Annotated in this window: 23 protein-coding genes; 9 read left to right on the top strand and 14 right to left on the bottom strand. The window is 74.8% G+C overall.

What is annotated here, in order from left to right; genetic code table 11:
- Window positions 1-143 precede the first annotated feature (143 nt).
- Window positions 144-944, bottom strand: coding sequence for a class I SAM-dependent methyltransferase (locus ACEQ2X_RS01985; RefSeq protein ID WP_370324069.1), 801 nt, complete (start codon window positions 942-944; stop codon window positions 144-146).
- Between ACEQ2X_RS01985 and ACEQ2X_RS01990 the strand changes: the two genes are divergently transcribed.
- The gene (locus tag ACEQ2X_RS01990; RefSeq protein ID WP_370324070.1) at window positions 856-1,710 is read left to right on the top strand and encodes an alpha/beta fold hydrolase; all 855 of its coding nucleotides are present in this window, start codon (window positions 856-858) and stop codon (window positions 1,708-1,710) included. The two genes, ACEQ2X_RS01985 and ACEQ2X_RS01990, sit on opposite strands and share 89 nt — an antisense overlap.
- Before the next feature lie 180 nt (window positions 1,711-1,890).
- Here the strand turns inward: ACEQ2X_RS01990 and ACEQ2X_RS01995 are convergent, their stop codons facing one another.
- From ACEQ2X_RS01995 to ACEQ2X_RS02005, 3 genes are read right to left on the bottom strand one after another with little or no spacing between them, the layout of a single operon-like run.
- Window positions 1,891-3,504: an ABC transporter permease gene (locus tag ACEQ2X_RS01995; RefSeq protein WP_370324071.1), complete on the bottom strand. Its 1,614-nt coding sequence runs from the start codon at window positions 3,502-3,504 to the stop codon at window positions 1,891-1,893.
- Window positions 3,501-4,427 carry an ABC transporter ATP-binding protein gene (locus tag ACEQ2X_RS02000; RefSeq protein ID WP_370324072.1) on the bottom strand — a complete coding sequence of 309 codons (927 nt, stop codon included), beginning with the start codon at window positions 4,425-4,427 and terminating at the stop codon, window positions 3,501-3,503. The genes ACEQ2X_RS01995 and ACEQ2X_RS02000 overlap by 4 nt, the downstream gene beginning before the upstream one ends.
- Before the next feature lie 4 nt (window positions 4,428-4,431).
- Entirely contained in the window at window positions 4,432-5,082 is a 651-nt protein-coding gene (locus tag ACEQ2X_RS02005; RefSeq protein ID WP_370324073.1) for a TetR/AcrR family transcriptional regulator, read from the bottom strand.
- Window positions 5,083-5,185: 103 nt separating this feature from the next.
- Between ACEQ2X_RS02005 and ACEQ2X_RS02010 the strand changes: the two genes are divergently transcribed.
- Entirely contained in the window at window positions 5,186-6,835 is a 1,650-nt protein-coding gene (locus ACEQ2X_RS02010) for an ATP-dependent DNA helicase RecQ (protein ID WP_370324074.1), read from the top strand.
- An 8-nt stretch (window positions 6,836-6,843) separates the two neighbouring features.
- On the opposite strand, the gene ACEQ2X_RS02015 is transcribed toward ACEQ2X_RS02010, so the two are convergent.
- The 6 genes from ACEQ2X_RS02015 to ACEQ2X_RS02040 all read right to left on the bottom strand — a co-directional run bounded on the left by ACEQ2X_RS02015 (window position 6,844) and on the right by ACEQ2X_RS02040 (window position 12,120).
- A complete protein-coding gene (locus ACEQ2X_RS02015) occupies window positions 6,844-7,281 on the bottom strand; it encodes an ATP-binding protein (RefSeq protein ID WP_370324075.1) in 438 nt (145 codons plus the stop codon).
- A 111-nt stretch (window positions 7,282-7,392) separates the two neighbouring features.
- Window positions 7,393-7,893: a DUF1003 domain-containing protein gene (locus ACEQ2X_RS02020; protein WP_370324076.1), complete on the bottom strand. Its 501-nt coding sequence runs from the start codon at window positions 7,891-7,893 to the stop codon at window positions 7,393-7,395.
- Entirely contained in the window at window positions 7,890-9,143 is a 1,254-nt protein-coding gene (locus ACEQ2X_RS02025; RefSeq protein ID WP_370324077.1) for a magnesium transporter MgtE N-terminal domain-containing protein, read from the bottom strand. The genes ACEQ2X_RS02020 and ACEQ2X_RS02025 overlap by 4 nt, the downstream gene beginning before the upstream one ends.
- Window positions 9,144-9,148: 5 nt before the next feature.
- Window positions 9,149-10,243, bottom strand: coding sequence for a redox-regulated ATPase YchF (gene ychF, locus ACEQ2X_RS02030; RefSeq protein ID WP_370324078.1), 1,095 nt, complete (start codon window positions 10,241-10,243; stop codon window positions 9,149-9,151).
- Window positions 10,244-10,306: 63 nt separating this feature from the next.
- On the bottom strand, window positions 10,307-10,963 hold the full coding sequence (locus tag ACEQ2X_RS02035) for a response regulator (RefSeq protein WP_370324079.1): 657 nt from the start codon (window positions 10,961-10,963) through the stop codon (window positions 10,307-10,309).
- On the bottom strand, window positions 10,960-12,120 hold the full coding sequence (locus tag ACEQ2X_RS02040; protein WP_370324080.1) for a sensor histidine kinase: 1,161 nt from the start codon (window positions 12,118-12,120) through the stop codon (window positions 10,960-10,962). The genes ACEQ2X_RS02035 and ACEQ2X_RS02040 overlap by 4 nt, the downstream gene beginning before the upstream one ends.
- Window positions 12,121-12,334: 214 nt before the next feature.
- Between ACEQ2X_RS02040 and ACEQ2X_RS02045 the strand changes: the two genes are divergently transcribed.
- From ACEQ2X_RS02045 to ACEQ2X_RS02060, 4 genes are read left to right on the top strand one after another with little or no spacing between them, the layout of a single operon-like run.
- Complete coding sequence (locus ACEQ2X_RS02045; protein WP_370324081.1) at window positions 12,335-13,099, top strand: ABC transporter ATP-binding protein; 765 nt, start codon at window positions 12,335-12,337, stop codon at window positions 13,097-13,099.
- Window positions 13,096-15,150, top strand: coding sequence for an FtsX-like permease family protein (locus tag ACEQ2X_RS02050; RefSeq protein ID WP_370324082.1), 2,055 nt, complete (start codon window positions 13,096-13,098; stop codon window positions 15,148-15,150). Before ACEQ2X_RS02045 ends, ACEQ2X_RS02050 begins: the two co-directional genes overlap by 4 nt.
- A 46-nt stretch (window positions 15,151-15,196) precedes the next feature.
- Window positions 15,197-15,919: an alpha/beta fold hydrolase gene (locus ACEQ2X_RS02055; RefSeq protein ID WP_370324084.1), complete on the top strand. Its 723-nt coding sequence runs from the start codon at window positions 15,197-15,199 to the stop codon at window positions 15,917-15,919.
- A 26-nt stretch (window positions 15,920-15,945) separates the two neighbouring features.
- On the top strand, window positions 15,946-16,821 hold the full coding sequence (locus ACEQ2X_RS02060; protein WP_370324085.1) for a PAC2 family protein: 876 nt from the start codon (window positions 15,946-15,948) through the stop codon (window positions 16,819-16,821).
- A gap of 18 nt (window positions 16,822-16,839) precedes the next feature.
- Here ACEQ2X_RS02060 and ACEQ2X_RS02065 read toward each other — a convergent pair whose 3' ends face one another.
- Window positions 16,840-17,295 (bottom strand): GatB/YqeY domain-containing protein, encoded by a 456-nt coding sequence (locus tag ACEQ2X_RS02065; RefSeq protein ID WP_370324086.1) that lies wholly within the window; start codon window positions 17,293-17,295, stop codon window positions 16,840-16,842.
- A gap of 62 nt (window positions 17,296-17,357) precedes the next feature.
- Here ACEQ2X_RS02065 and ACEQ2X_RS02070 point away from each other — a divergent pair, with 62 nt between their 5' ends.
- On the top strand, window positions 17,358-18,245 hold the full coding sequence (locus ACEQ2X_RS02070) for an HAD family hydrolase (RefSeq protein ID WP_370324087.1): 888 nt from the start codon (window positions 17,358-17,360) through the stop codon (window positions 18,243-18,245).
- 38 nt (window positions 18,246-18,283) lie between these two features.
- Here the strand turns inward: ACEQ2X_RS02070 and ACEQ2X_RS02075 are convergent, their stop codons facing one another.
- The 3 genes from ACEQ2X_RS02075 to ACEQ2X_RS02085 all read right to left on the bottom strand — a co-directional run bounded on the left by ACEQ2X_RS02075 (window position 18,284) and on the right by ACEQ2X_RS02085 (window position 20,456).
- On the bottom strand, window positions 18,284-19,258 hold the full coding sequence (locus ACEQ2X_RS02075) for an NAD-dependent epimerase/dehydratase family protein (RefSeq protein ID WP_370324088.1): 975 nt from the start codon (window positions 19,256-19,258) through the stop codon (window positions 18,284-18,286).
- Window positions 19,245-19,670, bottom strand: coding sequence for a hypothetical protein (locus tag ACEQ2X_RS02080; RefSeq protein WP_370324089.1), 426 nt, complete (start codon window positions 19,668-19,670; stop codon window positions 19,245-19,247). The genes ACEQ2X_RS02075 and ACEQ2X_RS02080 overlap by 14 nt, the downstream gene beginning before the upstream one ends.
- 207 nt (window positions 19,671-19,877) lie before the next feature.
- Window positions 19,878-20,456, bottom strand: coding sequence for a TetR/AcrR family transcriptional regulator (locus ACEQ2X_RS02085; protein WP_370324090.1), 579 nt, complete (start codon window positions 20,454-20,456; stop codon window positions 19,878-19,880).
- A gap of 55 nt (window positions 20,457-20,511) precedes the next feature.
- Here ACEQ2X_RS02085 and ACEQ2X_RS02090 point away from each other — a divergent pair, with 55 nt between their 5' ends.
- The gene (locus tag ACEQ2X_RS02090; RefSeq protein WP_370324091.1) at window positions 20,512-21,312 is read left to right on the top strand and encodes an SDR family NAD(P)-dependent oxidoreductase; all 801 of its coding nucleotides are present in this window, start codon (window positions 20,512-20,514) and stop codon (window positions 21,310-21,312) included.
- Between the two features lie 91 nt (window positions 21,313-21,403).
- The gene (locus ACEQ2X_RS02095; RefSeq protein ID WP_370324092.1) at window positions 21,404-22,351 is read left to right on the top strand and encodes an ABC transporter ATP-binding protein; all 948 of its coding nucleotides are present in this window, start codon (window positions 21,404-21,406) and stop codon (window positions 22,349-22,351) included.
- The last annotated feature ends 10 nt before the right edge of the window (window positions 22,352-22,361 follow it).

A 22,361-nucleotide genomic window follows, 5' to 3' on the forward strand; every position in this document is an offset into this window, starting at 1 on the left:
CCAAGACCGACATCGGCCGCGAGGAGAGCGAACCCGACGCCGCCTGCGACCGGGGGATCGCCATCGCGGATGGACCCCCGTGCGACGTCCCCTCCATCCCCGAGACGGTCGTCGGGCCGAGGGGGGCCGACGGGGACCGCAGGTCAGTCGCGCCTGATGACCGCCAGCCAGGCGTGGACCGTGTCGTCCCAGCCGTGGGCGACCTCGATGGACGTGGCCTCCACCGACTCGACCGTCCAGCCGTCGGCGAACGCGTGGTCGATGTCCGCCCGCGACATCCGGCGGGGGCCGGCGTCACCCGGCGTGCGGTCGCTGACGCAGAGCACCAGGACGACACCGCCGGGGCGCAGGACCTCCCGCAGCTCGGCGACGTAGCGCGCCTCGTCCGGAGGGCCGAGCACGTGGAGGAGCCCGCAGTCGACGACGGTGTCGTACACCTCGCGCAGCGCCCGGAGGTCGCGGGCGTCCCCGACCTCGAAGCGGACGTCCAGCCGGCGCGCCGCCGCCTTCTGCCGCGCCTGGCGGATCGCCTCGGGGACCACGTCCACCCCCGTCGCCGCCAGGCCGCGGCTGGCGGCCAGCAGGGCGTGCTCGCCGGTCCCGCACCCGACATCGAGCACGTGCCCTGCCATGAGGCCCCGGTCCGCGGCGCCCACGAGCGCCGGTTGTGCGCGGCCGATCTCCCACGGAGGCTGATCCGCGTACGCGTCCGCGAACGCCTCGGCGACACGTACCGGCCGGTCGGGATCCTCGCCCACGCACCCACCATCGCACCTCCTGCCGCCGATGGCGATGAGGTCTGAGGCCCCGCCCCGTCCACCTGACGACAGCCCAGTCGAGGGGACCGGAGGAGCCGTGGCGGAGCGCATGATCGAGGTCGGTGACGTGCAGCTGTGCGCCGAGGCGTTCGGCGATCCCGCCGACCCGGCGGTCCTCCTCGTCATGGGGCTCGGCGCATCGATGCTGTGGTGGGACGAGGCGCTGTGCCGGTCCCTGGCCGACGCAGGGCGGTTCGTGATCCGCTACGACCACCGGGACACCGGACTGTCCACGGCGTACCCGCCCGGCCGGCCGGGCTACTTCGGGGGCCACCTCGCGGACGACGCGATCGCCGTGCTCGACGCCCACGACATCCTGGCTGCCCACGTCGTGGGTGTCTCCGCCGGCGGCGGAGTGGCGCAGCTCCTCGCGCTGGACCACCCCGACCGCGTCCGCTCACTCGGGCTCATCAGCTCCTCACCGGCGACGCCGGGCGACCGCGATCTGCCAGCGCCCACCCCGGCGTTCCGCACCCTCGCCGCCACCGCGTCGGTGGACTGGGCGGATCCCGCGTCGGTCGTCGCGTACCAGCTCGAGTTCACCCGCGTGCTGGCCGGACAGGACCGACCCTTCGACGAGGCGTACCACCGCGAGCTCGTCGAACGCGACGTCGCGCGGGCCCGCGACCCGGCCGCCCTGCAGAACCACGACCTGCTCGACGGCGGGCGGAGCGGACACCCGCCCCTCACGACGATCGCCGTGCCCACCCTCGTCGTGCACGGCACGGCGGACCCCATGTTCCCGCCAGGGCACGGGGAGGCGCTGGCCGGCGCGATCCCCGGTGCACGCCTGCTCCTGCTCGACGGCATGGGCCACGGCGTCGTCCCGGCGGACCACGACGCGCTCGCCACCGCGATCCTGGCCCACACGGCACCGGGACCCCCGGAGTGAGACTGGCCGGTCGATCTGGACCGCCTGCTGGCTGAGGCGACCCGGGTCGGCAACCCGAGGTGGGGGAGGGGAGGGCCATGATGTGCAGCTCGGCCAGTCACGTGGCCCAAGTGCACATCGGCGCGCCGGCCGCGCCCCGGCGCCCCATGCCTCCCGGCGCCCCATGCCCCCCGACGCGGCTCAGGCCGTCGAGTGGATGTCGCGGCGGGCGAAGGTGACCTGTCCGACGACGACCAGGGCGACCGCCGCCACCGCCAGCACGACGAGCGGCGCCCAGCGCATCCCCTCCGCCGGCAGGAGCGGGGTGTGACCCAGCGGGGAGAGGTCCAGCGCCCACTGCGGGAACTGCAGCAGCTGGCCCAGCCAGCCGACGATGCCGGCGTAGGCGACGACCGCCCACGCCAGCGGGGTGATCCGCGGAGCCACGCCGTACAGGGCCACCGTGATCCCGATGACCAGCCAGATCGCGGGGACGTGGGCGAGGGCGGCGCCCAGCACCCGGGTGACGTACGCGCCGTCGCCCAGGCTCGAGGCGACGCTCACGCCCAGGCCGACGCCGGTCAGCACCATGAGCAGCGCGCTGCCCGCCAGGGCCACCACCAGGTGGCTGGCCAGCCAGCGGCGCCGCGACGTCGTGGCCAGCAGGGCCTCGGCGCGCCCGCTGACCTCCTCGCTGCGCGCCCGGACCGTGGCCACCACCGCGAACACGGTCGCGAGGACCGCGAAGACGAGGGTGATGATGGCCAGCCAGGCGTCGATGATCGTCCCGCCCAGGTCGGCGACGGCGTCCTCGATGACCGACATCTCCGAGACGAACCGCTCGACCTCGGTCGCGAGCGTCCCGTAGCCGACGGCGAACAGCCCGACCGCGAGGCTCCACCAGGCGACGCTCGACCGGTGCAGCCGCCAGGCCAGCCCGAGCGGGGTGGTCAGGCCGTCGCGCGCGTGCGCACGACCGGGTCGTGGCGGCACCAGGCTGGCGCCCACGTCCCGGCGGGTGCTCAGCGCGTACGCCGCGGCGACGAGGGCGACGACCGCCACCGCGGAGAGGCCCAGCGGCCACCAGCGGTCGTCGACGTACACGCGGGTCTGCTGGGCCCACCCGATCGGCGACAGCCACGACAGGGCGTTGCCGCCGAGGGCCGCCATGTCCCCGGCGGCCCGCAGCGTGTAGGCCAGGACCAGCACCGCACCGGCCAGCCCGTTGGCGCCCCGGGCGCTGGCGTTGACCTGCACCGCGACGGCGGCGACGGCCGCGAAGACCACACCGGTGGAGGCCACCGCGGCGCTGAAGAGGACCGACCCCTCCCACCCCACGTCCGCGATCCCAAGGCTGCCGATGCCGACGGCGAGCAGGACGGCCAGCACCGCGTTCGCCCCGACGGCCACCGCCAGCGCGGCCGTGGTCATCGCGTGGCGGCCGACGCGGCTGGCGCGGATCAGCTCGGCACGCCCGGCCTCCTCCTCGAGCCGTGTGTGGCGGACCACGGTGAAGATGCTCATCAGCGCGACGAAGACCGCGACCCAGCTGAGGTACTCGTGGCCGACCATCGCGCCGAAGGTGTAGTCGTCCAGCCCGTACCCGGGTCCGCTGATCGCCCGGGTCCCCGGGTTCTGGACCAGGACCGCGCGGGCCTGGCGGTCGACCGCCTCGGGGTAGAGGCCGGGCAGCGCCGCCACCGACGCGAGGGTGAACGCGGTCAGGCACAGCAGCCAGATCGCCAACCGGACCCGGTCGCGTCGCGCGATCACCGCCACCAGGTGGACCGTGCCGGTCAGGCTGCGGGGCGTCACCTCGACGCCCCCGACCGCGTCGTCCCCGGACCGCGGTGGAGCTCGCTGTCGTAGTGGCGGAGCATGAGCTCCTCGAGGGTCGGGGGGTGGCTGGTCAGACCGCGCAGGCCGAGGGAGGTCACGTGCGCGACGGCAGCCTCCAGGTGCTCGCCGTCCACGGAGAACCGGACCCGCTGGCCGTCCACCTCCAGGTCGTGGATGCCGCTCAGCCCCTCGAACCCGTCGGGCGCCGCGACGGTCAGCGCCTCGATCGTCGTCCGCGCCAGGTGCCGCATGTCGGCCAGGGTCCCGGTCTGGACGACCCGCCCCTGGCGGATGATGCTGATCCGGTCGGCCAGCGCCTCGACCTGGGCGAGGATGTGGGACGACAGCAGGATCGTCCGCCCCTCCGCCGTCAGGTCCCTGACCACCTCCTGGAACACGACCTCCATCAGCGGGTCCAGCCCGGCGGTCGGCTCGTCGAGGAGGAGCAGCTCGGCGTCCGAGGCGAGCGCCGCGACGATCGCCACCTTGTGCCGGTTCCCCTTCGAGTAGGTGCGGCCCTTCTTGGTCGGATCGAGGTCGAACCGCTCGACCAGATCGTCGCGGCGCGTCCGGTCCAGGTGGCCACGCAGCGTGCCGAGCAGGTCGATGGCCTCCCCGCCCGTCAGGTTGGGCCACAGCTCCACGTCCCCGGGCACGTAGGCGAGGCGGCCGTGCAGCTCGAGCGCGTCGGCCCAGGGGTCGCCGCCCATGACCCGGACCTCGCCGGCGTCGCGGCGCAGCAGGCCGAGCAGGATCCGCAACGTGGTGGTCTTCCCGGCGCCGTTGGGGCCGAGGAAGCCGTGGACCTCGCCCTCGGCGACCGCGAGGTCCAACCCGTCGAGGGCGGTGGTCCGCCCGTAGGTCTTGGTCAGGCCGACGGCCTCGATCAGATCGGGCATCCGTTCACGCTCCGGTGGGGTCGGGGGAGGTGGCGGCGCGGACCTCGCGCCACCACTCCGAGGCGGTCAGGTCGGCGATGGCCTCGTAGGCGTCGAACGTCGCCTGGCCGATGCGCCGCACGGTGGACTCGGTGAACGGCTCGATCCCCATCCGGCGGGCGATGTGGGCCTGCAGGACCATCGTGGAGGTGTTGAGCGCGGTGAGGACGGCCGCGGCGTCGCGGGTCCGCGGCGACCCCGGTTCGAACCGGTCGGGCCAGGTGCTCGACAGGTACGCCTCGCTCGCCGACATCACCTGGTCGACGAGGTCGTCGATCGCCGTGGACCCGTCCACCATCGCGCGGCCGACGTAGCGCTGGACCACCGGCGCCATCGAGATCAGGATGGACAGCACCTGCGGGTCGCTGAGGCGTCCGGCGTCGATCGCCGTCGTCTTGAACCGGATCAGCTCGAGCACGCGCTCGTCGCAGGCGGACCGCAGCCCGTCCTTGGTGCCGAAGTGGTGCTGGACCAGCCCGAGGGACACCCCCGCCGCCGCGGCGATGCCCCGCATCGTGGCGCCCTGGTAGCCGTGCTCGGCGAAGGCCTCCATCGCCGCGTCGCGGATCCGGGCCCGCGTGGTCAGGTCACCGACGGCATCGGGGGTCGCGCGCACGACGTGACAATACGACCGTATTGCATGCAAGTCAACCGTATTGCCGCGGTATTTGCCACCTGGTGTCGGGTTCCGGTCGGCCGTGACGGGGCAGGACCGGCTGGTGACACCGGACGCCACGGCGCAGGAGCGCGCCGACCTGATCGAGACCGTCGCCCACGCCGCCCTGGGCTACGAGGAGCTCCACGAGGGGCAGCTCGAGGCCACCAGGGCGGCGCTCAGCGGCCGCGACGTATTGGTGGTCATGCCCACCGGGTCCGGCAAGTCGGCGATCTACCAGATGGCCGGAGCCCTGGCGGGCGGGACCGTCGTGGTCATCTCCCCCCTCCTCGCCCTCCAGCGCGACCAGATCGTGGCGCTCGGGGGACGTCTCGGGGGTGCGGTGGCGCTGAACTCGACCCTCAGCCGCAGCGAGCGCGACGAGGTGATGGACCAGCTGGCCAGCGGCGAGCGGACGTTCGTCTTCCTCGCCCCCGAGCAGCTCCGCAACGACGACACGCGCGCGCAGCTGGCGGAGATCGGCGTGCGGATGCTCGTCGTCGACGAGGCCCACTGCATCGCCAGCTGGGGTCACGACTTCCGTCCTGCGTACCTCCAGCTCGGCGAGAGCCGCGCCGGCCTCGGCGACCCGCAGGTCCTGGCCCTGACCGCCACCGCCTCCGCCCCGATCCGCCGCGAGATCATCGAGGAGCTGCGGATGGACGACCCGGTCGTCGTCAGCTCGGGCATCGTCCGCCCCTCGATCACCCTGGACGTCGTCACGACCAAGGACCTCGACGCAGCCACCCGGACCGTCGTCGACCTGGTCGCCGAGACCGCCGGCACCGGGCTGGTCTACGTCGCCACCCGAGCGGCTGCTGACGAGCTGGCCGCGACCCTCGCGACCGACGACCGACCCGCGCTGGCCTACCACGCCGGTCTGCCGACCTCGACGCGCACCGAGGTGGAGGCGCGCTTCGCCGAGCCCGACCCGGTCGTGGTCATCGCCACCACCGCCTTCGGGATGGGCGTCGATGTCCCGCACGTCCGCTTCGTCATCCACCGCGAGGCCCCCGCCTCGCTCGACGACTACTACCAGGAGTTCGGCCGCGCCGGCCGCGACGGCGACCCCGCGCGGGCCGTGCTGGTCCGCACCCTCGAGCACGCCACCAGCCGACGGATGGAGGGCGGGGTGACCCAGATCGAGCCGGCCACCTTCGACCGGGTGGCGCGTGGGCTGGCCGCCATCGGGGACCCCGTCGACGTGGCCGACGTCGCCGACGAGCTCGACATGACCGCGACGCGGCTGACCATGGTGGTCGAGCACTTCACCCGCACCGGCGCGATCCGCGCGGAGGACGCCGGCACCCTCACCTGGACCGGCGACACCGATCCCGACGAGGCGGTCGAGGACGCGGTCGAGCACCACCGACGCGACCAGGCGCTGGCCCGCAGCCAGGTCGCGATGATGCGGGAGTACGTCGACACGGCCGCCTGCCGCTGGCGCACGATCGGAGCCTACTTCGGCGAACCCGACGTCGAGGCCTGCGGCGCCTGCGACAACTGCCGGGCGGGCACCGCCGACACCGCCGAGGGCGAGGCGGGTGCCGACCACGACCTCGTCCCCGGCACCCGTGTGACCCACGCCTCCTTCGGCGCCGGCACCGTCGAGGGCGTCGAGGGCCGGCGGCTCATGGTGCTCTTCGACGAGGCCGGCTACCGGACCCTGGCTGCTGACGTCGCCCTCGCCGGCGACCTCCTGACCGTCGACTGACGGCCGGGTCAGGACACCGAGTCGGCCAACAGCGAGTTCTCGGTAGCAGCCACCGCCCGGGTCAGCTCGACGAGCGTGCCGCCGTCGGGGGAGGGGGTGAAGCGCGCCTCGTCCACCAGCGCCCGCATGATCGCGACGCCCCGGCCGGACTCGCTCAACGGGTCCACCGGCTCGGTGCCCGCGAACGCGTCGCTCAGGTACGGCGTGCGCTCGTTGACCACGTGGACGCTGGCGGTGAGGTCGCGGAGCTGGAAGCGGACGGTGAAGGTGTCGTCGTCCTTCGCGTGGGTGACGACGTTGTTGCACGCCTCCGACAGCGCGAGGGTCAGGTCGTGGACGTCGTCGGGGTAGACGCCGATCTCCGTGCACAGGGTGCCGACGGCGTGGCGGAGCACCGTGATGGCGCGGGTCTGCCGCGGGAGTTCGATCTCGAGCGTGACGTTCACCGGGAGGGGTCCAGTCGGTCGATGTCGCCCAGCGGGGGGAAGGGCTGAGCAGCATGTACCCCTTCGTCGGGGGCATCACGCCTGGCTGGTCGGCTGAGACGGGACCGCGTCTCAGGAACCTCCGACCCGCCGCTCCACCGCCTCCACCCGGGCGGTCAGCTGCTCGACGGCGTCGGTCAGCGCCCGCAGATCGCGCCCGACGTTGCGCTGCTCCGCCACGTCGGTGACGGCGACGCGCACCGCTGCCAGCTCGCGGGCCAGGTACTCGGTGTCGGACAGCGTCCGGTTGCCCACCCGGCGGTCCCGCTCGGCCTGGGCCCGGTCCCGGTCGGCCTGGCGGTTCTGGGCCAGCAGGATCAGCGGCGCGGCGTAGCTGGCCTGGGTCGAGAAGAACAGGTTGAGGAGGATGAAGGGGTAGGGGTCCCAGCGGAACCGCACGGCGACGATGTTGATCACCACCCAGACGATCACCACGACCGTCTGGGCCACCAGGTAGGTGGCGGTGCCGAGGAAGTTGGCGATCGCCTCGGAGAACCGGCCGAAGCGCTCCTGGTCGTAGAACACCCCGACGCGCCGGCGCGTGCCGCGGGGGGCGGACAGGTCGCGGCTCATCGCCGACCCCCGCCCCGCCGCGCGGTCCGCGGCGCCCGGTCGTCCGCGGAGATCTCCCGCCACCCCTCGGGCAGGATGTGGTCCAGCGCGTCGTCGACCGTCACCGCCCCGAGCAGGCGGCCGGCGGCGTCGCAGACCGGCACCGCGAGCATGTCGTAGGCGGCCAGCATCCGCGTCACCGCCTCGTCCGAGGCGTCGGGCGGCACCTGGCGGACCTCCTCGGCGTCGACGCAGTCGCCGAGCGCGGTGGAGGGGACCTCCCGCAGCAGCTGCTGCAGGCTGACGACGCCGAGCAGGGGACCGGTCGGGGACTCGTGGGGCGGTTCGGTGACGAACACCTGCCCGGCCAGGACGCTCGGGATCTCCGGCTCGCGCAGCAGGGCGAGGGCCTCGGCGACCGAGGCGTCCGGGCCGAGGATCACCGGCTCGGGCGTCATCAGGCCGCCCGCGGAGTTCGGTGCGTGGCGCAGCAGCCGCTGGAGGTCCGCGGCCTCCTCGGGCTCCATGGCCGCGAGCAGCTCGCGCCGCTGCGCGGCAGGCAGCTCGGCCAGCAGGTCGGCGGCGTCGTCGGGGGCCATCTCCTCGAGGACGTCGGCGGCCCGCTCGACGGTGATCTCGCCGATCAGGCCCGCCTGGTCGGCCTCGGGCAGCTCCTCGAGCAGGTCGGCCAGCTGCTCGTCGTCGAGCGTGGTGACGACCTCGGTGCGGTCGGCCTCGCTCAGGTCCGCGATGCGCTCGGCGACGTCGACGGGGTGCAGGTCCCGCAGGTGCGCCCAGCGGTCGCGGGTGTCGCCGAGCAGCGGTTCGAGGACCTCCCAGGACTCGCTGCGCCGACGGCCTCGCCGGCCGAGGCGCTTGCCGACGACGAGGTCCGCGCGGGCCAGCTCCCAGGGCCGCGCCGGGGGTCCGGTCTGGGCGATCGCCACGTCGTTCACCACCGACCCGTCGGGCAGGCGCTGGTCGAGGAGCCCGTCGAGCACCAGCACCTCGGCCGGGCGGGGGGAGAAGTGGCGCAGGTTGATGCTCGCGCTGGCCAGGTGCACCCCCTCGGCGTCGATGCGGCGGACCCGGGTGATCGCGACGAAGATCCGCCGCCCCGGGACGGTCACGACGAGCCCGACGACCGGCGGCGGGCGTCCAGGGCGTGCCGGGCCGATCACCACGTCGGCGACCTTGCCGATCGTCACCCCCTCGGGATCGAGGACGCTGAGCGCGCTGATCCGCGAGGCGTACGAGAGGGGCCCGGGCACGAGGATCAGCTCGAGTGCAGGAAGTGGATCACGTCCCCGTCGGCGACGACGTACTCCTTGCCCTCCTGGCGCAGCCGGCCGGCGTCGCGGGCGCCGGACTCGCCACCCAGCTCGACGTAGTCGTCGTAGCTGACCACGTTCGCGCGGATGAACCCCCGCTGGATGTCGGAGTGGATCTTGCCCGCCGCGACCGGGGCGGTCGCGCCCCGCCGGACCGTCCAGGCCCGCGCCTCCTTCTCACCGGCGGTGAAGAACGTCAGCAGCCCGAGCAGGTCGTAGGCGGCGGTGACGAGCTTGTCGAGCCCGGAGCGCTCGAGGCCCAGGTCGGCCAGGAACTCCGCCCGCTCGGCGGGGTCGAGCTCGGCGATCTGCGCCTCGGCCTCCGCGGAGATCACCACGACCTCCGCGCCCTCCGCCTCGGCGATCTCCCGGACGACGTCGACCAGCGCGGTGCCGTCGGGCAGGTCCCCCTCACCCACGTTCGCCGCGTACAGCACCGGCTTGGCGGTCAAGAGCCCGAGCTCGGCGACCTCCTTCTCGTGCTCGGGCGGCACGTCGAAGGTGCGGACCGGCTCGCCCGCCTCGACGTGGGCGAGGAGCCGCCCGAAGAGCTCCGCCGCCCGGATCGCGTCCTTGTCGCCGGACTTCGACGTCTTCTGCGCCCGCTCGACGCGCCGGGTGACGATCTCGAGGTCCTTGAGCAGCAGCTCGGTCGAGATGACCTCGATGTCGCGAGCCGGGTCGACCGACCCGTCGACGTGGACGATGTCGTCGTCGGCGAAGCAGCGGACCACGTGGCAGATCGCGTCGACCGCCTGGATGTGGCTGAGGAACTGGTTGCCGAGCCCCTCGCCCTTCGAGGCGCCGCGGACCAGCCCGGCGATGTCGACGAACTCGACGGTGGTCGGCACCTTCTTCGCGGCCTTCGCGAGCCGCTCCAGCACGTCGAGGCGCTCGTCGGGCAGCGGGACCATGCCGACGTTCGGCTCGATCGTGGCGAACGGGTAGTTCGCCGCCTCGGCGCCGGCCGCGCTGACGGCGTTGAAGAGGGTGGACTTGCCCACGTTGGGCAGCCCGACGATGCCGACCTGGAGTGCCATAGGCCCGCCAGGGTGCCCGGTGGCCCCGACGACGTCCACGGCCCGGCGCCGTCAGGGGCGGCGTCAGCGCGCCATCCGCCCCGTCTCCCACGCCCAGGCCGCCAGCTCGACGCGGTTGCGGGCGCCGACCTTCCGCATGAGGTTCGCGAGGTGCGTCTTCACCGTGGCGAGCGACACGTACAGCGCCTCGCCCACCTCGGCGTTCGTCAGCCCGCGGGCGACGGCGCGGAGCACCTCCTCCTCCCGCTCGGTCAACGCCTCGGCGGGCTGGCGGGGCGTGCCGCCGCCGGCGAAGTGGTCGAGCATGCGGACCGTGATCGACGGCGACACCAGCGCGTCGCCGCGGATGGCCGCGTCCGCGGCCTCCACCAGCAGCGCCGGCCCGGCGTCCTTCAACAGGAAGCCGCTCGCCCCGCCGGTGAGGGCCGCGTGGACGTACTCGTCGAGGTCGAAGGTGGTCACGACCACGACCGGGATCGGGTCGACGACGTCGGGGCCGGCCAGCTGGCGGGTGACCTCGAGGCCGTCGACGCCGGGCATGCGGATGTCGACCAGGCAGACGTCCGGCCGCAGCTGGCGGGCCCGGGAGATCGCGGTGCGGCCGTCGCCGACCGCCGCCACGACGTCGAACCCGGCGGCCTCGAGGATCATCCGGAAGCCCGACCGCACCATCTCCTGGTCGTCGGCGATCAGCACCCGGCCGCGGCTCGGCCCGCTCACCCGCCCGCTCCCGGGACCGGGATCCAGGCCGACACCAGCCAGCCGCCGCCGGTGGCCGGGCCGGCGCTGAAGCGCCCGCCGAGGGCGGCCACGCGCTCGGCCAGCCCGTCGAGGCCGAAGGCGTTGCGACGGGCGGGAGGCGCGGCGGGCGGGCCGTCGTCGCGGACGCTCACCTGGACCCCGTGGTCCCGTCCGGCGACGTCGACGGTGACGCGGCGGGCGAGGGGCGCGTGGCGCCGCACGTTGGTCAGGCTCTCCTGCACCACCCGGAAGACGGTCGGGGCGATGTCGGACGGCACGGCTGCCGCATCGAGCGACAGCGCCACCTGCGGGCCGGTGGCGGACACGTCGGCGACCAGGCGGCGCAGGTCGTCGAGGCCCGCGGTCGGGGCCAGCGGGGCGTCGGGGTCGGCGCGGAGCGAGCCGACGAAGCGGCGCATCGCCGCCATCGTCTCGGCGCCGCTGCGCTCGATGGCGGCCAGGGCGTCGAGGACCGGGTCGACGTCCTCCACCGCCGCGCCGGCGGGGTCCACCGGTCGCCGCGACCGGGTGACGACCTGGGCCGCCTGGGCCTGCACGACGATGCCGGTGACGTGGTGGGCGACGGTGTCGTGCAGCTCGCGGGCCAGGGCCAGGCGCTCCTCGCGGCGGGCGCTGGCTGATTCGCGGGCCGCCATCTCGTCGAGGTAGCGGTAGTAGAAGCCGACCGCGACGGCGATGACCACCAGCAGCCACAGCGACACCGCGATGCTGCCCGGCGACCCGAGCGGCCCGCTGGCCCGCAGCGCCATCACGCCGGTGTCGAGCAGCGCGGCGGTCACGCCGGCCACGGCCACCGCCGGCGTCGCGTGGCGGACGGTGCCGCCGACCAGGACCAGCAGGGCGCCCATCTCGGTGAAGCCGGGCAGCCCGTCGAACCCCAGCGCGATCGTCGCGAGCGACGCGGTGATGCCCGCGGTCACCGCCACCGCCAGCCCGATGTCGCGCCGTCGGGGCATGAGCAGGGTGGCCGCGGCCACCAGGCTCGCCAGCGGCGCGACGGTCCAGCCGTCGGCGACGACGACGTCGAGCACGAGCCCGGCCACGGCGCCCACGGCGACGACCGCGGTGAACGCCGCGGCGCCGACGCGCTGCAGCCACGGCGTGATCCGTTCCATCGGCGTCGAGCGTAGGCGCAGCGCCGGCGGGCGGGATCAGCCGAACGGCTGAGGCGTGACCGGCCGGCCGGTGGAGGTGGCGGGTCCGGGACCGGAGGAGCGTGTGGCCCATGGACACCTCCCTCGACCTGATCCACGCCATCGGCGCCACGCTGGGCGGGCTCGGCCTGCTCGTGCTGCTGATCGGCCTCGTCCTCACCGGAGGCGAGGCGTGATGGCGTCCACCCCTCCGCCGCCGCCCCCTCCCGCACCGCCGGCGGGGACCCTGCCGGTGCTCGCCGGCCGGGGGCTGGTCAAGCGCTTCGGGGACGTGGCCGCCGTCGCCGGCGTCGACATCGACGCCTGGGCGGGGTCCTCGGTCGCCCTCACCGGTCCGAGCGGCTCGGGCAAGTCGACGCTCCTGCACCTGCTGGCCGGCATCCTGGCGCCCGACGACGGCGGGGTGTGGCTGTCGGGGGAGCGCATCGACCGCCTGGGGGAGCGGCAGCGCTCGGCCATCAGGACCCGGCGGTTCGGCTTCGTCTTCCAGCAGGGCTTCCTGTTGCCCGAGCTCAGCGCAGCGGAGAACGTCGCGCTCCCGCTCATGCTGGCCGGCACGCCGCGTCGGGATGCCGTCGACGCGGCCCGCCGGTGGTTCGCCCCGCTGGGCCTGCAGGGCCTCGAGCGCCGCCGCCCCGGCGAGCTGTCCGGCGGGCAGGCCCAGCGCGTCGCGATCGCTCGCGCCCTGGTCGGCCAGCCCGAGGTGCTGTTCGCCGACGAGCCCACCGCGGCCCTCGACACCGCCGCCGGCGCCCAGACCGTCGACCTGCTGCTGCGCGCCGCGACCGAGGTCGGCGCGGCCGTCGTCGTCGTGACCCACGACCCCGACGTCGCGGACCGCTGCGACCGCCAGCTCGACCTGCGCGACGGTCGCCTGGTCGGGGCCCCGGGGATGCCTGAGGGGGCGCCCGCGGGTGCGTGGGCGGGGATCGGACGATGAGCGCCGTCACCATCGCCGGCCGCCTGCTGGCGGGCGGCGGTCGCCGCAGCGCCCTCGACCTCGGCCTGTCCGCCGCCGGCGTCGCGGTGTCCGTCGCCATCACGCTGCTGGTCCTCGGCGGCCTCCACGGCCTGGACGCCCGCAACACCCGCACCGACTGGCGCTCGCCCCTGGTCAGCGAACCCGGGAGCGTGCGCGACCCGGTCGCCCTGCAGCAGCTGACCTACGAGCGCCTCGGCGAGACCACGATCACCGTCGTGCGCCTCGCCCCCCTCGGGGACGGCGCGCCGCTGCCGCCGGGTGTCGACCGGCTGCCCGCCGACGGCGAGGTCCTCGCCTCGCCGAGCCTGCAGGCGCTGCTCGACGGGCCCGGCGGCGACCTGCTGCTGCCCCGCCTCGGCGACCGGGTCGTCGGGGCGGTCGCCGCCGACGGGGTGGCGCACGCCGACGAGGCGTTCGCCGTCGTCGGCGACACGTCGCTGACCCCCACCCCCGCGTCGGAGATCCCGCCCTACGACCACCGGGTCGCCGGGCCGTTCGCCCCCTCCCCGGTCGTCGAGGTGGGCGGCTGGCAGGGCGCGGGCGGCGGCGACCAGGCGGACCTCTACACCCAGCTGTTCGGCTTCGCCGGCGTCCTGCTGGTCGCCCCCTCGATCCTGCTGCTGGGCGCCGCCGCCCGGTTCACCGCCGCGCGGCGCGCCGTCCGGTTGGCGGGGCTCCGCCTGGCCGGCGCGTCGCCGTCCCAGATCACCCGGATCGCGGCGCTCGAGTCCCTGGCGGGGGCAGTCGCCGGCGTCGTCCTCGGCATCGCGCTGGCCTGGGCGGGTCGGCTGGTGGTCGCTGGCATCCCCCTCGCCGGCGGGCCGTTCGGGTACGGCGAGCTGGCCGTCCCGTGGTCCCAGATCGGGCTGGTCGCCGTCGTCGCGCTCGTCGTCGCGGTCATCGCCTCCCTCGCCGGCCTGCGGGCCGTGCGGGTCAGCCCCCTCGGGGTCGTCCGGCCGTCCGGCGACCGCCGCCCGAGCCTGTGGCGGGTCGTCGCCCTCGGCGTCGTCCTGACGTTGTTCGGCGCCGCCGGCGTCGTCGTCGGCAGGGGAGGGGAGGCCGTCCTCCTGATGGTCGCCCTCGCCCTGGTCATCGGCAGCATCAGCGTCGTCGGCCCCTGGTTCACCTGGCTGGTCGGCTGGGCGACGGCCCGGACGTCCCGCCGGCCGACGACGCTGCTGGCGGCCCGCGGCATGACGAGCGACCCGATCGGCGCGTTCCGACCGGCCACGCCGCTCGTCTTCACCGCCTTCGTCGGCGGGTTCCTGCTGGTCGTGACCGGCACCACCAGCCTGTTCACGGCCGCGGACAGCTCCGAGGCCACCCTCGTCGTGCCGCCCGGACCTGCGGTCGCCGACGTCCGCCAGGTCCTCGACGAGGCCGGCGTCACCGCCGACGTGGCAGCCGACGACGCGCGCGCGCGCGACGTCGCCCTGGCGGGGGAGGGCGGCGTGCAGGTCTTCGACCCCTCGCAGGTCGACGTGGAGGTGCGCGTCGACGTGCGCTACCCCGCGCAGGTGGAGGTGGCCCGCACCGCCCTCGACCCGCTCGTGCACCCCGAGGTGCCCCGGACCGCCGCCGATGCCGCCAGCGCCGAGGTGACCGTCCTCGAGGACATCGGCCGGGGCGGCTGGGGGGTGGTCGGCCGCGCCCTGGTGCAGGCGGCCGCCGCGACCGGGGTCGGCGCGGCCGCGAGCGTCCTGGAGCGCGGCCAGACCCTCGCGGCGCTGCGGCTCGCCGGGATGGAGCCGCGGCGGATGCTCGCGGTCCGGGTGGTCCACGCCGGACTCCCGGTCGGCGTCATCGCGGGCATCAGCACTGCCCTCGGGGCCGGGGCCGCCGCCATCGTCGTCGTGTCCTCCGGCCCGACGGGCATCACCGCCGAGCTGGGCAGCGTCCTCGGCCCACCCGCGATCGTGGTCGGCGCCGTCGCCGCCGCGGTGCTCGGGGCCGCGCTGTCCTGGCCGGTCCTCCGCGACGTCACCGCCCGCCCCCTCGCCGACGCCTGACCCGCCGTCGGCGGGGCGGGTGGCGACCGCCCCTACGCTGGCCCGCATGCACGTCGACTACGAGGGTCCCGCCGACGGCCGACCGCTGGTGCTGCTGCACGGGGGGATCGGCACCGGCCGGTACCACTGGTCCAAGCCGCTCACCGCCCTGGCCGAGGCCGGCTGGCGGGTCCACCTGCCCGACCTGCCCGGCCACGGCCGGACGCCGGTCGGGGACCGCGAGTACGGCCGGGACGTGCTGGTCGACGCGGTCCGCGCCCACCTCGAGTCCCTCGAGGAGCCTGCGGTCGTCGGCGGGTTCTCGATGGGTGGGCACACCGCGCTGGCCCTGGCCCAGCACGACCACGACCTGTTCGCCGGCCTCGTCCTGGTCGGCGTCAGCGTCCGCGACCACGAGGGCCTCCACGGCTGGCGGTCGAAGTTCGAGCCGGACACCCTGCAGGAGATCTACCCGCTGTGGGTGAAGCAGCTCGCCCGGCTGCACGAGCCCCTCGGCGGACCGGACGCGTGGCGGGGGGTGTGCACCCGCGACTCGAGCGGCCTGGCGGTCGACGTCGACCTCGACGCGCTCGCCGGCCTCGAGGTGCCGACCCTGCTGGTCCGCGGGGACACCGACGTGACCGTCGACCCCACCCACTACGCCGAGCTGCGCGAGATCTGGCCCCACGCCGAGGAGTTCGTCGTCCCCGACGGCGGCCACGACGTGCAGCTCACCCGCGCCGAGGTCGTGACCCCGGTGCTGGTCGACTTCCTCGGCCGCGCGGTCTGACCCGGCGTGCGAGACTCCGAGGGCAGATGACCGCCATCCGCCGCCTGACCGACCACCTGCCGACCCTCACCCGACCGACGCTCTTCGCCGCCTTCGAGGGGTGGAACGACGCGGGGGAGGCGGCGACCGGCGCCGTCGACGCGCTGTGCGAGGTGCTCGACGCCGAGGACTTCGCCGACATCGACCCCGAGGACTTCTTCGACTTCCAGGTGACCCGCCCCGTCGTGCGCTGGCAGGACGACCGGCGGGTCCTCGAGTGGCCGTCGAACACCTTCAGCCACGCCCGGACCGGCGGGGCGCGCGACGCCGTCCTGCTGCGGGGTCGCGAGCCGAACACCCGCTGGCGGACGTTCACCGACGACATCCTCGACCTGGCCCGCCAGCTCGGCGTCACGCGGGTGGTGACCCTCGGCGCGCTGCAGGTCGACGTCCCCCACACCCGACCGGTGCCGGTGACCGGCACGTCGTCGGACACCGAGGTGGCCGCCGCGCACGGGCTGCGGCGCTCGAGCTACGAGGGGCCGACCGGCATCGTCGGCGTGCTGCACCAGGCGGCGGAGGAGGCGGGGTTCGAGGCCGTCAGCCTGTGGGTCGGCGTGCCGCACTACCTGGCGGGCACCGCCTACCAGTCCGCGTCGCTCGCCATCGCGCGCCGGGTGGCCGGGCTGCTCGACACCGACCTCGACCTCGACGAGCTGGCCGACGAGGCCGACGCGCAGCTCTCCGACATCGCCGAGCTGGTCGCCGAGGACGACGAGCTGGCCGAGTACGTCACCGAGCTCGAGTCCCGCGCCGACGCCGACCACGACCCCCTGGACACCGACCAGCTGCCGAGCCCGCCGGTGACCGGCGAGCAGCTCGCCGCGGAGTTCGAGCGCTACCTGCGCGACCGCGGCGAGTAGCCCCCGTGTGTGGCGGGGCTACCCCGGCTTGAGGATCCCGCTGACCATCCGGTTGAGCACCTTGCCGTCGGCCTGGCCCTTCACCTTCGGCATCAGCGCGCCCATCACCTTGCCGATGTCGCCGGGTCCTTCGGCCCCGACCTCGGCGATCGTGTCGCGCACGATCTGCTCCAGCGCCGCCTCGTCGAGCTGCTCGGGGAGGTAGCCCTCGAGGACGGCGAGCTCGGCCTGCTCGGCCTCGGCCAGCTCGTCCCGGCCGGCTGTGGTGTAGGTCTCGACCGACTCGCGGCGCTTCTTCGCCTCCTTGGCGATGATCGCCTCGACCTCCTCGTCGGCGACGTCCTGGCCGTGGCCGGGTTCGGCCCGGAGGTTCTTGATGCCGGCCAGGACGCTGCGCAGCGTCGCGGTCCGCACCTTGTCCCGGGCCTTCATCGAGTCCGTCAGGTCGCGCTGGATCTGGTCTGCGAGGCTCATCGCTGCGGAGCGTACGCCGTCGCCGGCGGGCTGCAGCAGCTGGCGGCTACCCTGCGGCCGCGATGGACGCGACCCTCCCACCCGACCTGCTGGCGCTCGAGCCCGGCGGACGACGGGACGCCTGGCGACCCGCCACCCGACCGGGGCTGGTGCTGCTCGACGTCGACGGGACGCTCATGGGCCCGGACCGGGTCGTCACCGACCCGGTCGTGCAGGCCGTCCACGCGATCGTCGACGCCGGCGTGCCCGTCGGGTTCGCCACCGGCCGCAACGTCGCCGGGGTGGCCACGGCCTACGACCAGCTGCGGATCGCCGGTCCCCACGTGGTGCTGAACGGCGCCCAGATCCGCCGCGACGGGCGGTCGGTGCGGACCTGGCCGCTGACCGACGACCAGCGCGACGCGGTGCTGGCGCTGTGCGACGAGCGGGACCTGTACGCCGAGCTGTACACCGACGACCACGTGCTCGTGACCGCGATGGACGAGCGGTACGAGCCGCACTGGACCGAGGTGATCGGCCAGCCGCTCGGCACCGTCGCCGAGCACCCCGACCTCGTGCGGACCACGATCAAGGCGACCATCGTCACCCACGGCGAGGAGCAGACCGCCGCCGTCGTCGACCGGGTGGGCGAGCTGGGCATGAACGCGGGCGCGGCCACCTCGCCGGTCACCCCCGGGTTCACCTACGTCAACATCACCCACCCGGACGCGGACAAGGGCAAGGCCGTCGCGGCCGCCGCGGCCCTGGTGGGGGTGGACGTCGACGCAGTCGTGGCGATCGGCGACGGCGCCAACGACCTGCCCATGCTGCGGGTGGTCGGCACCGCCATCGCGATGGGCGATGCCGGCGAGGTCGTGCGCGCCGCCAGCCACCACGTGGTCCCCGACGTGGTCGGCGACGGCGTTGCCGTGGCCCTCCGCGCGGTGGAGGCGTGGGTCCGCGCCCGCTGACCCGTCGGTCCAGCAAGCCCGTCAGTCCAGCAGGCCCGTCAGTCCAGCAAGCCCACGTCCTGGAGCCACGCGCGGGTCCGCGCCATCCCCTCATCCAGGGACACCGACGGCTCCCACCCGAGCACGTCCCGCGCCTTCGCGATGGAGTACGTGCCGGGGTGGGTGACGTACTCGAGCGCCCTCGCGGTGAACGGCGGGGCGACGCCGAGGGGACGCATGACCCGCTCCGCCCCGGCGGTGAGCGACCGGGCGGCGTAGCGGGGGACCGACCGGAGGGACCGGCCCAGCATCTCCGCGTACCGGCCGAAGAAGTCCGCGGCGGGCACCCCGACCCCTCCGGTGACGTGGAAGATCTCGCCACGGCCCGCCTCCGCGGTGCCGGCGGCCAGGGCGCCGTCGACCAGGTCGTCGACGAACACCGGGCTCATGATCCCGGTGCCGCCGTCGACCAGGACGAACAGGCCCTTGCGGATCAGCGTGACCGCTCGGACGGTCCACTGGGCGGAGTGGGGGCCGTAGACGTCGCCGGGCCGCACGATCGTGAGGGGCAGGCCCTTCGCGGCGATGCTGAGCGCCACGTGCTCCGCGGCCACCTTCGTGTCGGTGTACGGGTTGTGGGTCATGCGGACGGGGTGGGTCTCGTCGGCCCCGTCGGGGAAGTCGTCGCCCAGGACGACGATGGAGGAGAGGTGCAGCAGCCGGCCGACACCCGCCGCGGCGGCGAGCTCGGCCACCGTCCGCGTGCCGCCGACGTTGACGTCCCAGTGGCTGCGCGCGTCGCCGATGTCGCCGAGCAGGGCCGCGGTGTGCACCACCAGGTCCGCGTCGCCCAGCACGTCGGCCCAGGGGCCGGGTCGGGTCACGTCGCCGGTGATCACCCGGGGGCCGGGGCGGACGTCCACCCCGGGGACGTCCCAGCCGGCGGCGACGAGCCGCTGGGTGAACGCGCGGCCGAGGAACCCGGCGCCGCCGGTGACGACCGCCCGGCGGCCGGCCCCGTCAGTGGGTGGCACCGGCGCCCTCGACGTCGCGGGCCGCCGCCGCCATGTCCGCCACCGTCGTGCGCGCCAGCGCCGCCGCCAGGTCGCCGAGCAGGGCCGCGAGGTCGTTGCGGACCGACACGGTCACCCGGCCGGGCTCGGAGTCCACGTCGACGTCCAGGTCGGCCCCGTCGGTCGTGGTGACCAGCTCCGGCCGGGGCGGCCACAGCGGCTCGTCGGGGTGGTCCTCGGACAGGTAGTCCCAGGTCTCCGGGTGGATCTTGGCCACCAGGTCGGCCACCGCGCGGAGGTCGTCGGCCAGGCGGGGCAGGCGCTCCCCGATGTCGTGGAGCAGCTCGTCGACCACCGCCGCGTGCTCGCGGCAGTAGAGGTGGTCCGGGGGGAGGGACTCCCCGCAGACCGCGCAGACGTCGTCCCGGTACATCGGGTCCGAGGATAGGCCGCCGCCGCGCTGCGTCCGCAGTCCTGCTGCCCGCGAGGCGCCCGTGGGTCGATGGCGGTGCCGGAGGACCGACGTGACGTCCCGCGATGCGCCCGTGGGTCGATGGCGGTGACCGGTGACCGTCATGACGTCCCGTCATGCGCCCGTGGGTCGATGGCGGCCGGCGTGGTGAGCCGGCCGGGCCGTACCTCACCCGCCCGCGGACACGCCCCTGAGGATCTGGTCGGCCAGCGCCGTGGTGAAGTCCGGGTCGGCGGGGTCGCGTCCGGCGGCCGCGCGGCCGAGCACGGCCATCAGCACCGCGCCCAGGATCGCGTTCGCCGCGTCCGCCGGCGCCGCGACGTCGAACGCGCCCGTGGCCCGCCCCTCGGTCAGCAGCTCGCGCAGGGGACCGGCGATGCGCGCGTCGTTGAGCTCGAGCACCGGGGCGAGGGCCCCGCGCGCGCCAGCCGCCGCGAGCAGCGCGGCGCAGGTCCCCGGCCGGCCGCCGAGGTACCCCGCCATCGCGACGACCACGGCGCGCAGCCGGTCCGCGGGGGGTCCCTGCCCGTCGTCCGCCGCGGCCATCGCGGCAGCGCCCTCGCGCACGTGGGCGGACAGCAGGAACGCCAGCAGGTCGTCCCGTCCGGCGAAGTAGTAGTACAGCGTCGCGCGGGAGGCCCCGACCATGCGCGCCACGTCCTCGAGGCGCAGGTCGGCGTCCACGGCGAGCACGTCGTCGCTGACGGCGAGCAGGCGGTCGGCCAGGTCCGGCGGGGGCGTCTTCACATCGCCAGCATATTGGACGTTGATCTGCACGATGATCTAGATTACAGTCTAGATCATGATCCAAACACGTGATGCGTACGGCCCCTGGGCCCTCATCACCGGCGCCGCCTCCGGGATCGGCGCCGGCTTCGCCCGGCACCTGGCCCGAGAGGGCCTCGACATCGTCCTCGCCTCCCGCTCCGCCGAGCGACTGACCGCCCTCGGCGCGGAGCTCACCGCCGCCCACGGCACCGCCCACCGCGTGGTGCCCGTCGACCTGTCCGCAGCCGACGCCGTCCAGGCCCTGGCTGACGCCACCGCGGACCTCGACGTCGGCCTGGTCGTCTCGAACGCCGGGGCCCCGCACCTCGGGCCGTTCCTCGACCGCGACGCCGCCGACCTCCACGCCGACGTCGCGCTCAACGCGACCGCCCACCTCGACATCGCCCACCACTTCGGGCGGCGCCTCCGAGAACGCGGCCGCGGCGGGCTGGTCCTGGTCTCGGCCTTGGGTGCCCTCCACGGCCTGCCGCTGATGGCCAACGACAGCGCCGCGAAGGCCTACGTCGCGAACCTGGGGGAGGCGCTCCACCACGAGCTCCGGCCCGCCGGCGTCGACGTGACCGTCCTCCTGCCCGGCAACGTCGACACGCCGATCATCAACGCGATCGGCCTGGACCGGACCGCCATGCCGATGCGGACCCTCCCCGTCGACGTCGCGGTGGCCGAGGCCATGGACGCACTGGCCCGCGGGCGTGCGCGGCACATCCCCGGACGGCTGCCGCGGACGGCCGCCCGGGTCGTGCCGCGCAGCCTGTCGATCGCGGTCAACGCCAAGATGATGGCGGGCGCGCTCGACCGTCGTCCCACAGGATGACGGGCCGCCCGCCGACAGGGTCCTGCAGCACGACGCGAGATCGTCCCCGCAGCGGTCGTGCCGCCCGCGCCGGCGGCTGCAGGATGCCGGCATGGACGAACGCCCCACGCTCGCCGTCGACGACCTGGTCCGCCGGTTCGGAGACCTGACCGCGGTCGACGGCGTCACCTTCCACATCGCCCCGGGGGAGGCCTACGGGCTCCTCGGACCCAACGGTGCCGGCAAGACCACGACCATCTCGATGGCGATGGGTCTGCTGGAACCCGACGCGGGCACCGTCGAGGTCGCCGGCGTCGACATGGCCACCGAGCCGATGCGGGCCAAGCGCCAGGTCGGCTACGTCCCCCAGGAGATCGCCCTCTACCCGGACCTCACCGCCCGGGAGAACCTCGACTTCGTCGCCCGGCTCCACGGCCTCGACGCCAGCACCCGGAGGGCCCGGATCGGCGAGGCCCTCGACCTCGTCGGCCTCGCCGACCGGGCCGACGAGCGGATCGACACCTACTCCGGCGGGATGCAGCGCCGCATCAACATCGCGGCCGGGCTGCTCCACCACCCCTCCCTCCTCATCCTGGACGAGCCGACCGTCGGCGTGGACCCGCAGTCGCGCAACGCGATCCTCGAGGGCGTCGCCGAGCTGAGCCGGACCGGCATGTCGATCCTCTACACCTCCCACTACATGGAGGAGGTCGAGCGGCTCTGCGACCGCGTCGGCATCGTCGACGGCGGTCGCCTGATCGCCGAGGGCACCCAGCGCGAGCTGGTGTCCCGCGTCGGGTCCACCGACCGCGTCGAGCTGGCCGTCGACGGCGACGCCGAGCTGATCGCGAAGCGCATCGGCGGGCTCGACACCGTGATCGAGGCGACCGCCGAGCACGACGACGGCGCCTGGACCGTCCGGGTCCTGACCGCCGACGCGCGCCGCCACCTCGCCACGATCGTCGCCGCGGCCGAGGGCCGTGTGATCGGGGTGGAGATCGTCGAGCCGGACCTCGAGAGCGTGTTCCTGTCCCTCACCGGCCGCGGGCTGCGGGACTAGAGGGGAGGGA

This window comes from Euzebya sp. (assembly GCF_964222135.1).
Taxonomy (GTDB): Bacteria; Actinomycetota; Nitriliruptoria; order Euzebyales; family Euzebyaceae; genus Euzebya.

Bases quoted from the DNA above. Each gene is read 5' to 3' on its own strand.
- ACEQ2X_RS01985 (WP_370324069.1), bottom strand. From the start codon at position 944: ATGACGAGGAGGACCGCCGGGTCGGCGGGATCGCCGAACGCCTCGGCG.
- ACEQ2X_RS02000 (WP_370324072.1), bottom strand. From the start codon at position 4,427: ATGCCCGATCTGATCGAGGCCGTCGGCCTGACCAAGACCTACGGGCGG.
- ACEQ2X_RS02020 (WP_370324076.1), bottom strand. From the start codon at position 7,893: ATGAGCCGCGACCTGTCCGCCCCCCGCGGCACGCGCCGGCGCGTCGGG.
- ychF (WP_370324078.1), bottom strand. From the start codon at position 10,243: ATGGCACTCCAGGTCGGCATCGTCGGGCTGCCCAACGTGGGCAAGTCC.
- ACEQ2X_RS02040 (WP_370324080.1), bottom strand. From the start codon at position 12,120: ATGGAACGGATCACGCCGTGGCTGCAGCGCGTCGGCGCCGCGGCGTTC.
- ACEQ2X_RS02045 (WP_370324081.1), top strand. From the start codon at position 12,335: ATGGCGTCCACCCCTCCGCCGCCGCCCCCTCCCGCACCGCCGGCGGGG.
- ACEQ2X_RS02050 (WP_370324082.1), top strand. From the start codon at position 13,096: ATGAGCGCCGTCACCATCGCCGGCCGCCTGCTGGCGGGCGGCGGTCGC.
- ACEQ2X_RS02055 (WP_370324084.1), top strand. From the start codon at position 15,197: ATGCACGTCGACTACGAGGGTCCCGCCGACGGCCGACCGCTGGTGCTG.
- ACEQ2X_RS02060 (WP_370324085.1), top strand. From the start codon at position 15,946: ATGACCGCCATCCGCCGCCTGACCGACCACCTGCCGACCCTCACCCGA.
- ACEQ2X_RS02065 (WP_370324086.1), bottom strand. From the start codon at position 17,295: ATGAGCCTCGCAGACCAGATCCAGCGCGACCTGACGGACTCGATGAAG.
- ACEQ2X_RS02070 (WP_370324087.1), top strand. From the start codon at position 17,358: ATGGACGCGACCCTCCCACCCGACCTGCTGGCGCTCGAGCCCGGCGGA.
- ACEQ2X_RS02080 (WP_370324089.1), bottom strand. From the start codon at position 19,670: ATGTACCGGGACGACGTCTGCGCGGTCTGCGGGGAGTCCCTCCCCCCG.
- ACEQ2X_RS02090 (WP_370324091.1), top strand. From the start codon at position 20,512: ATGATCCAAACACGTGATGCGTACGGCCCCTGGGCCCTCATCACCGGC.
- ACEQ2X_RS02095 (WP_370324092.1), top strand. From the start codon at position 21,404: ATGGACGAACGCCCCACGCTCGCCGTCGACGACCTGGTCCGCCGGTTC.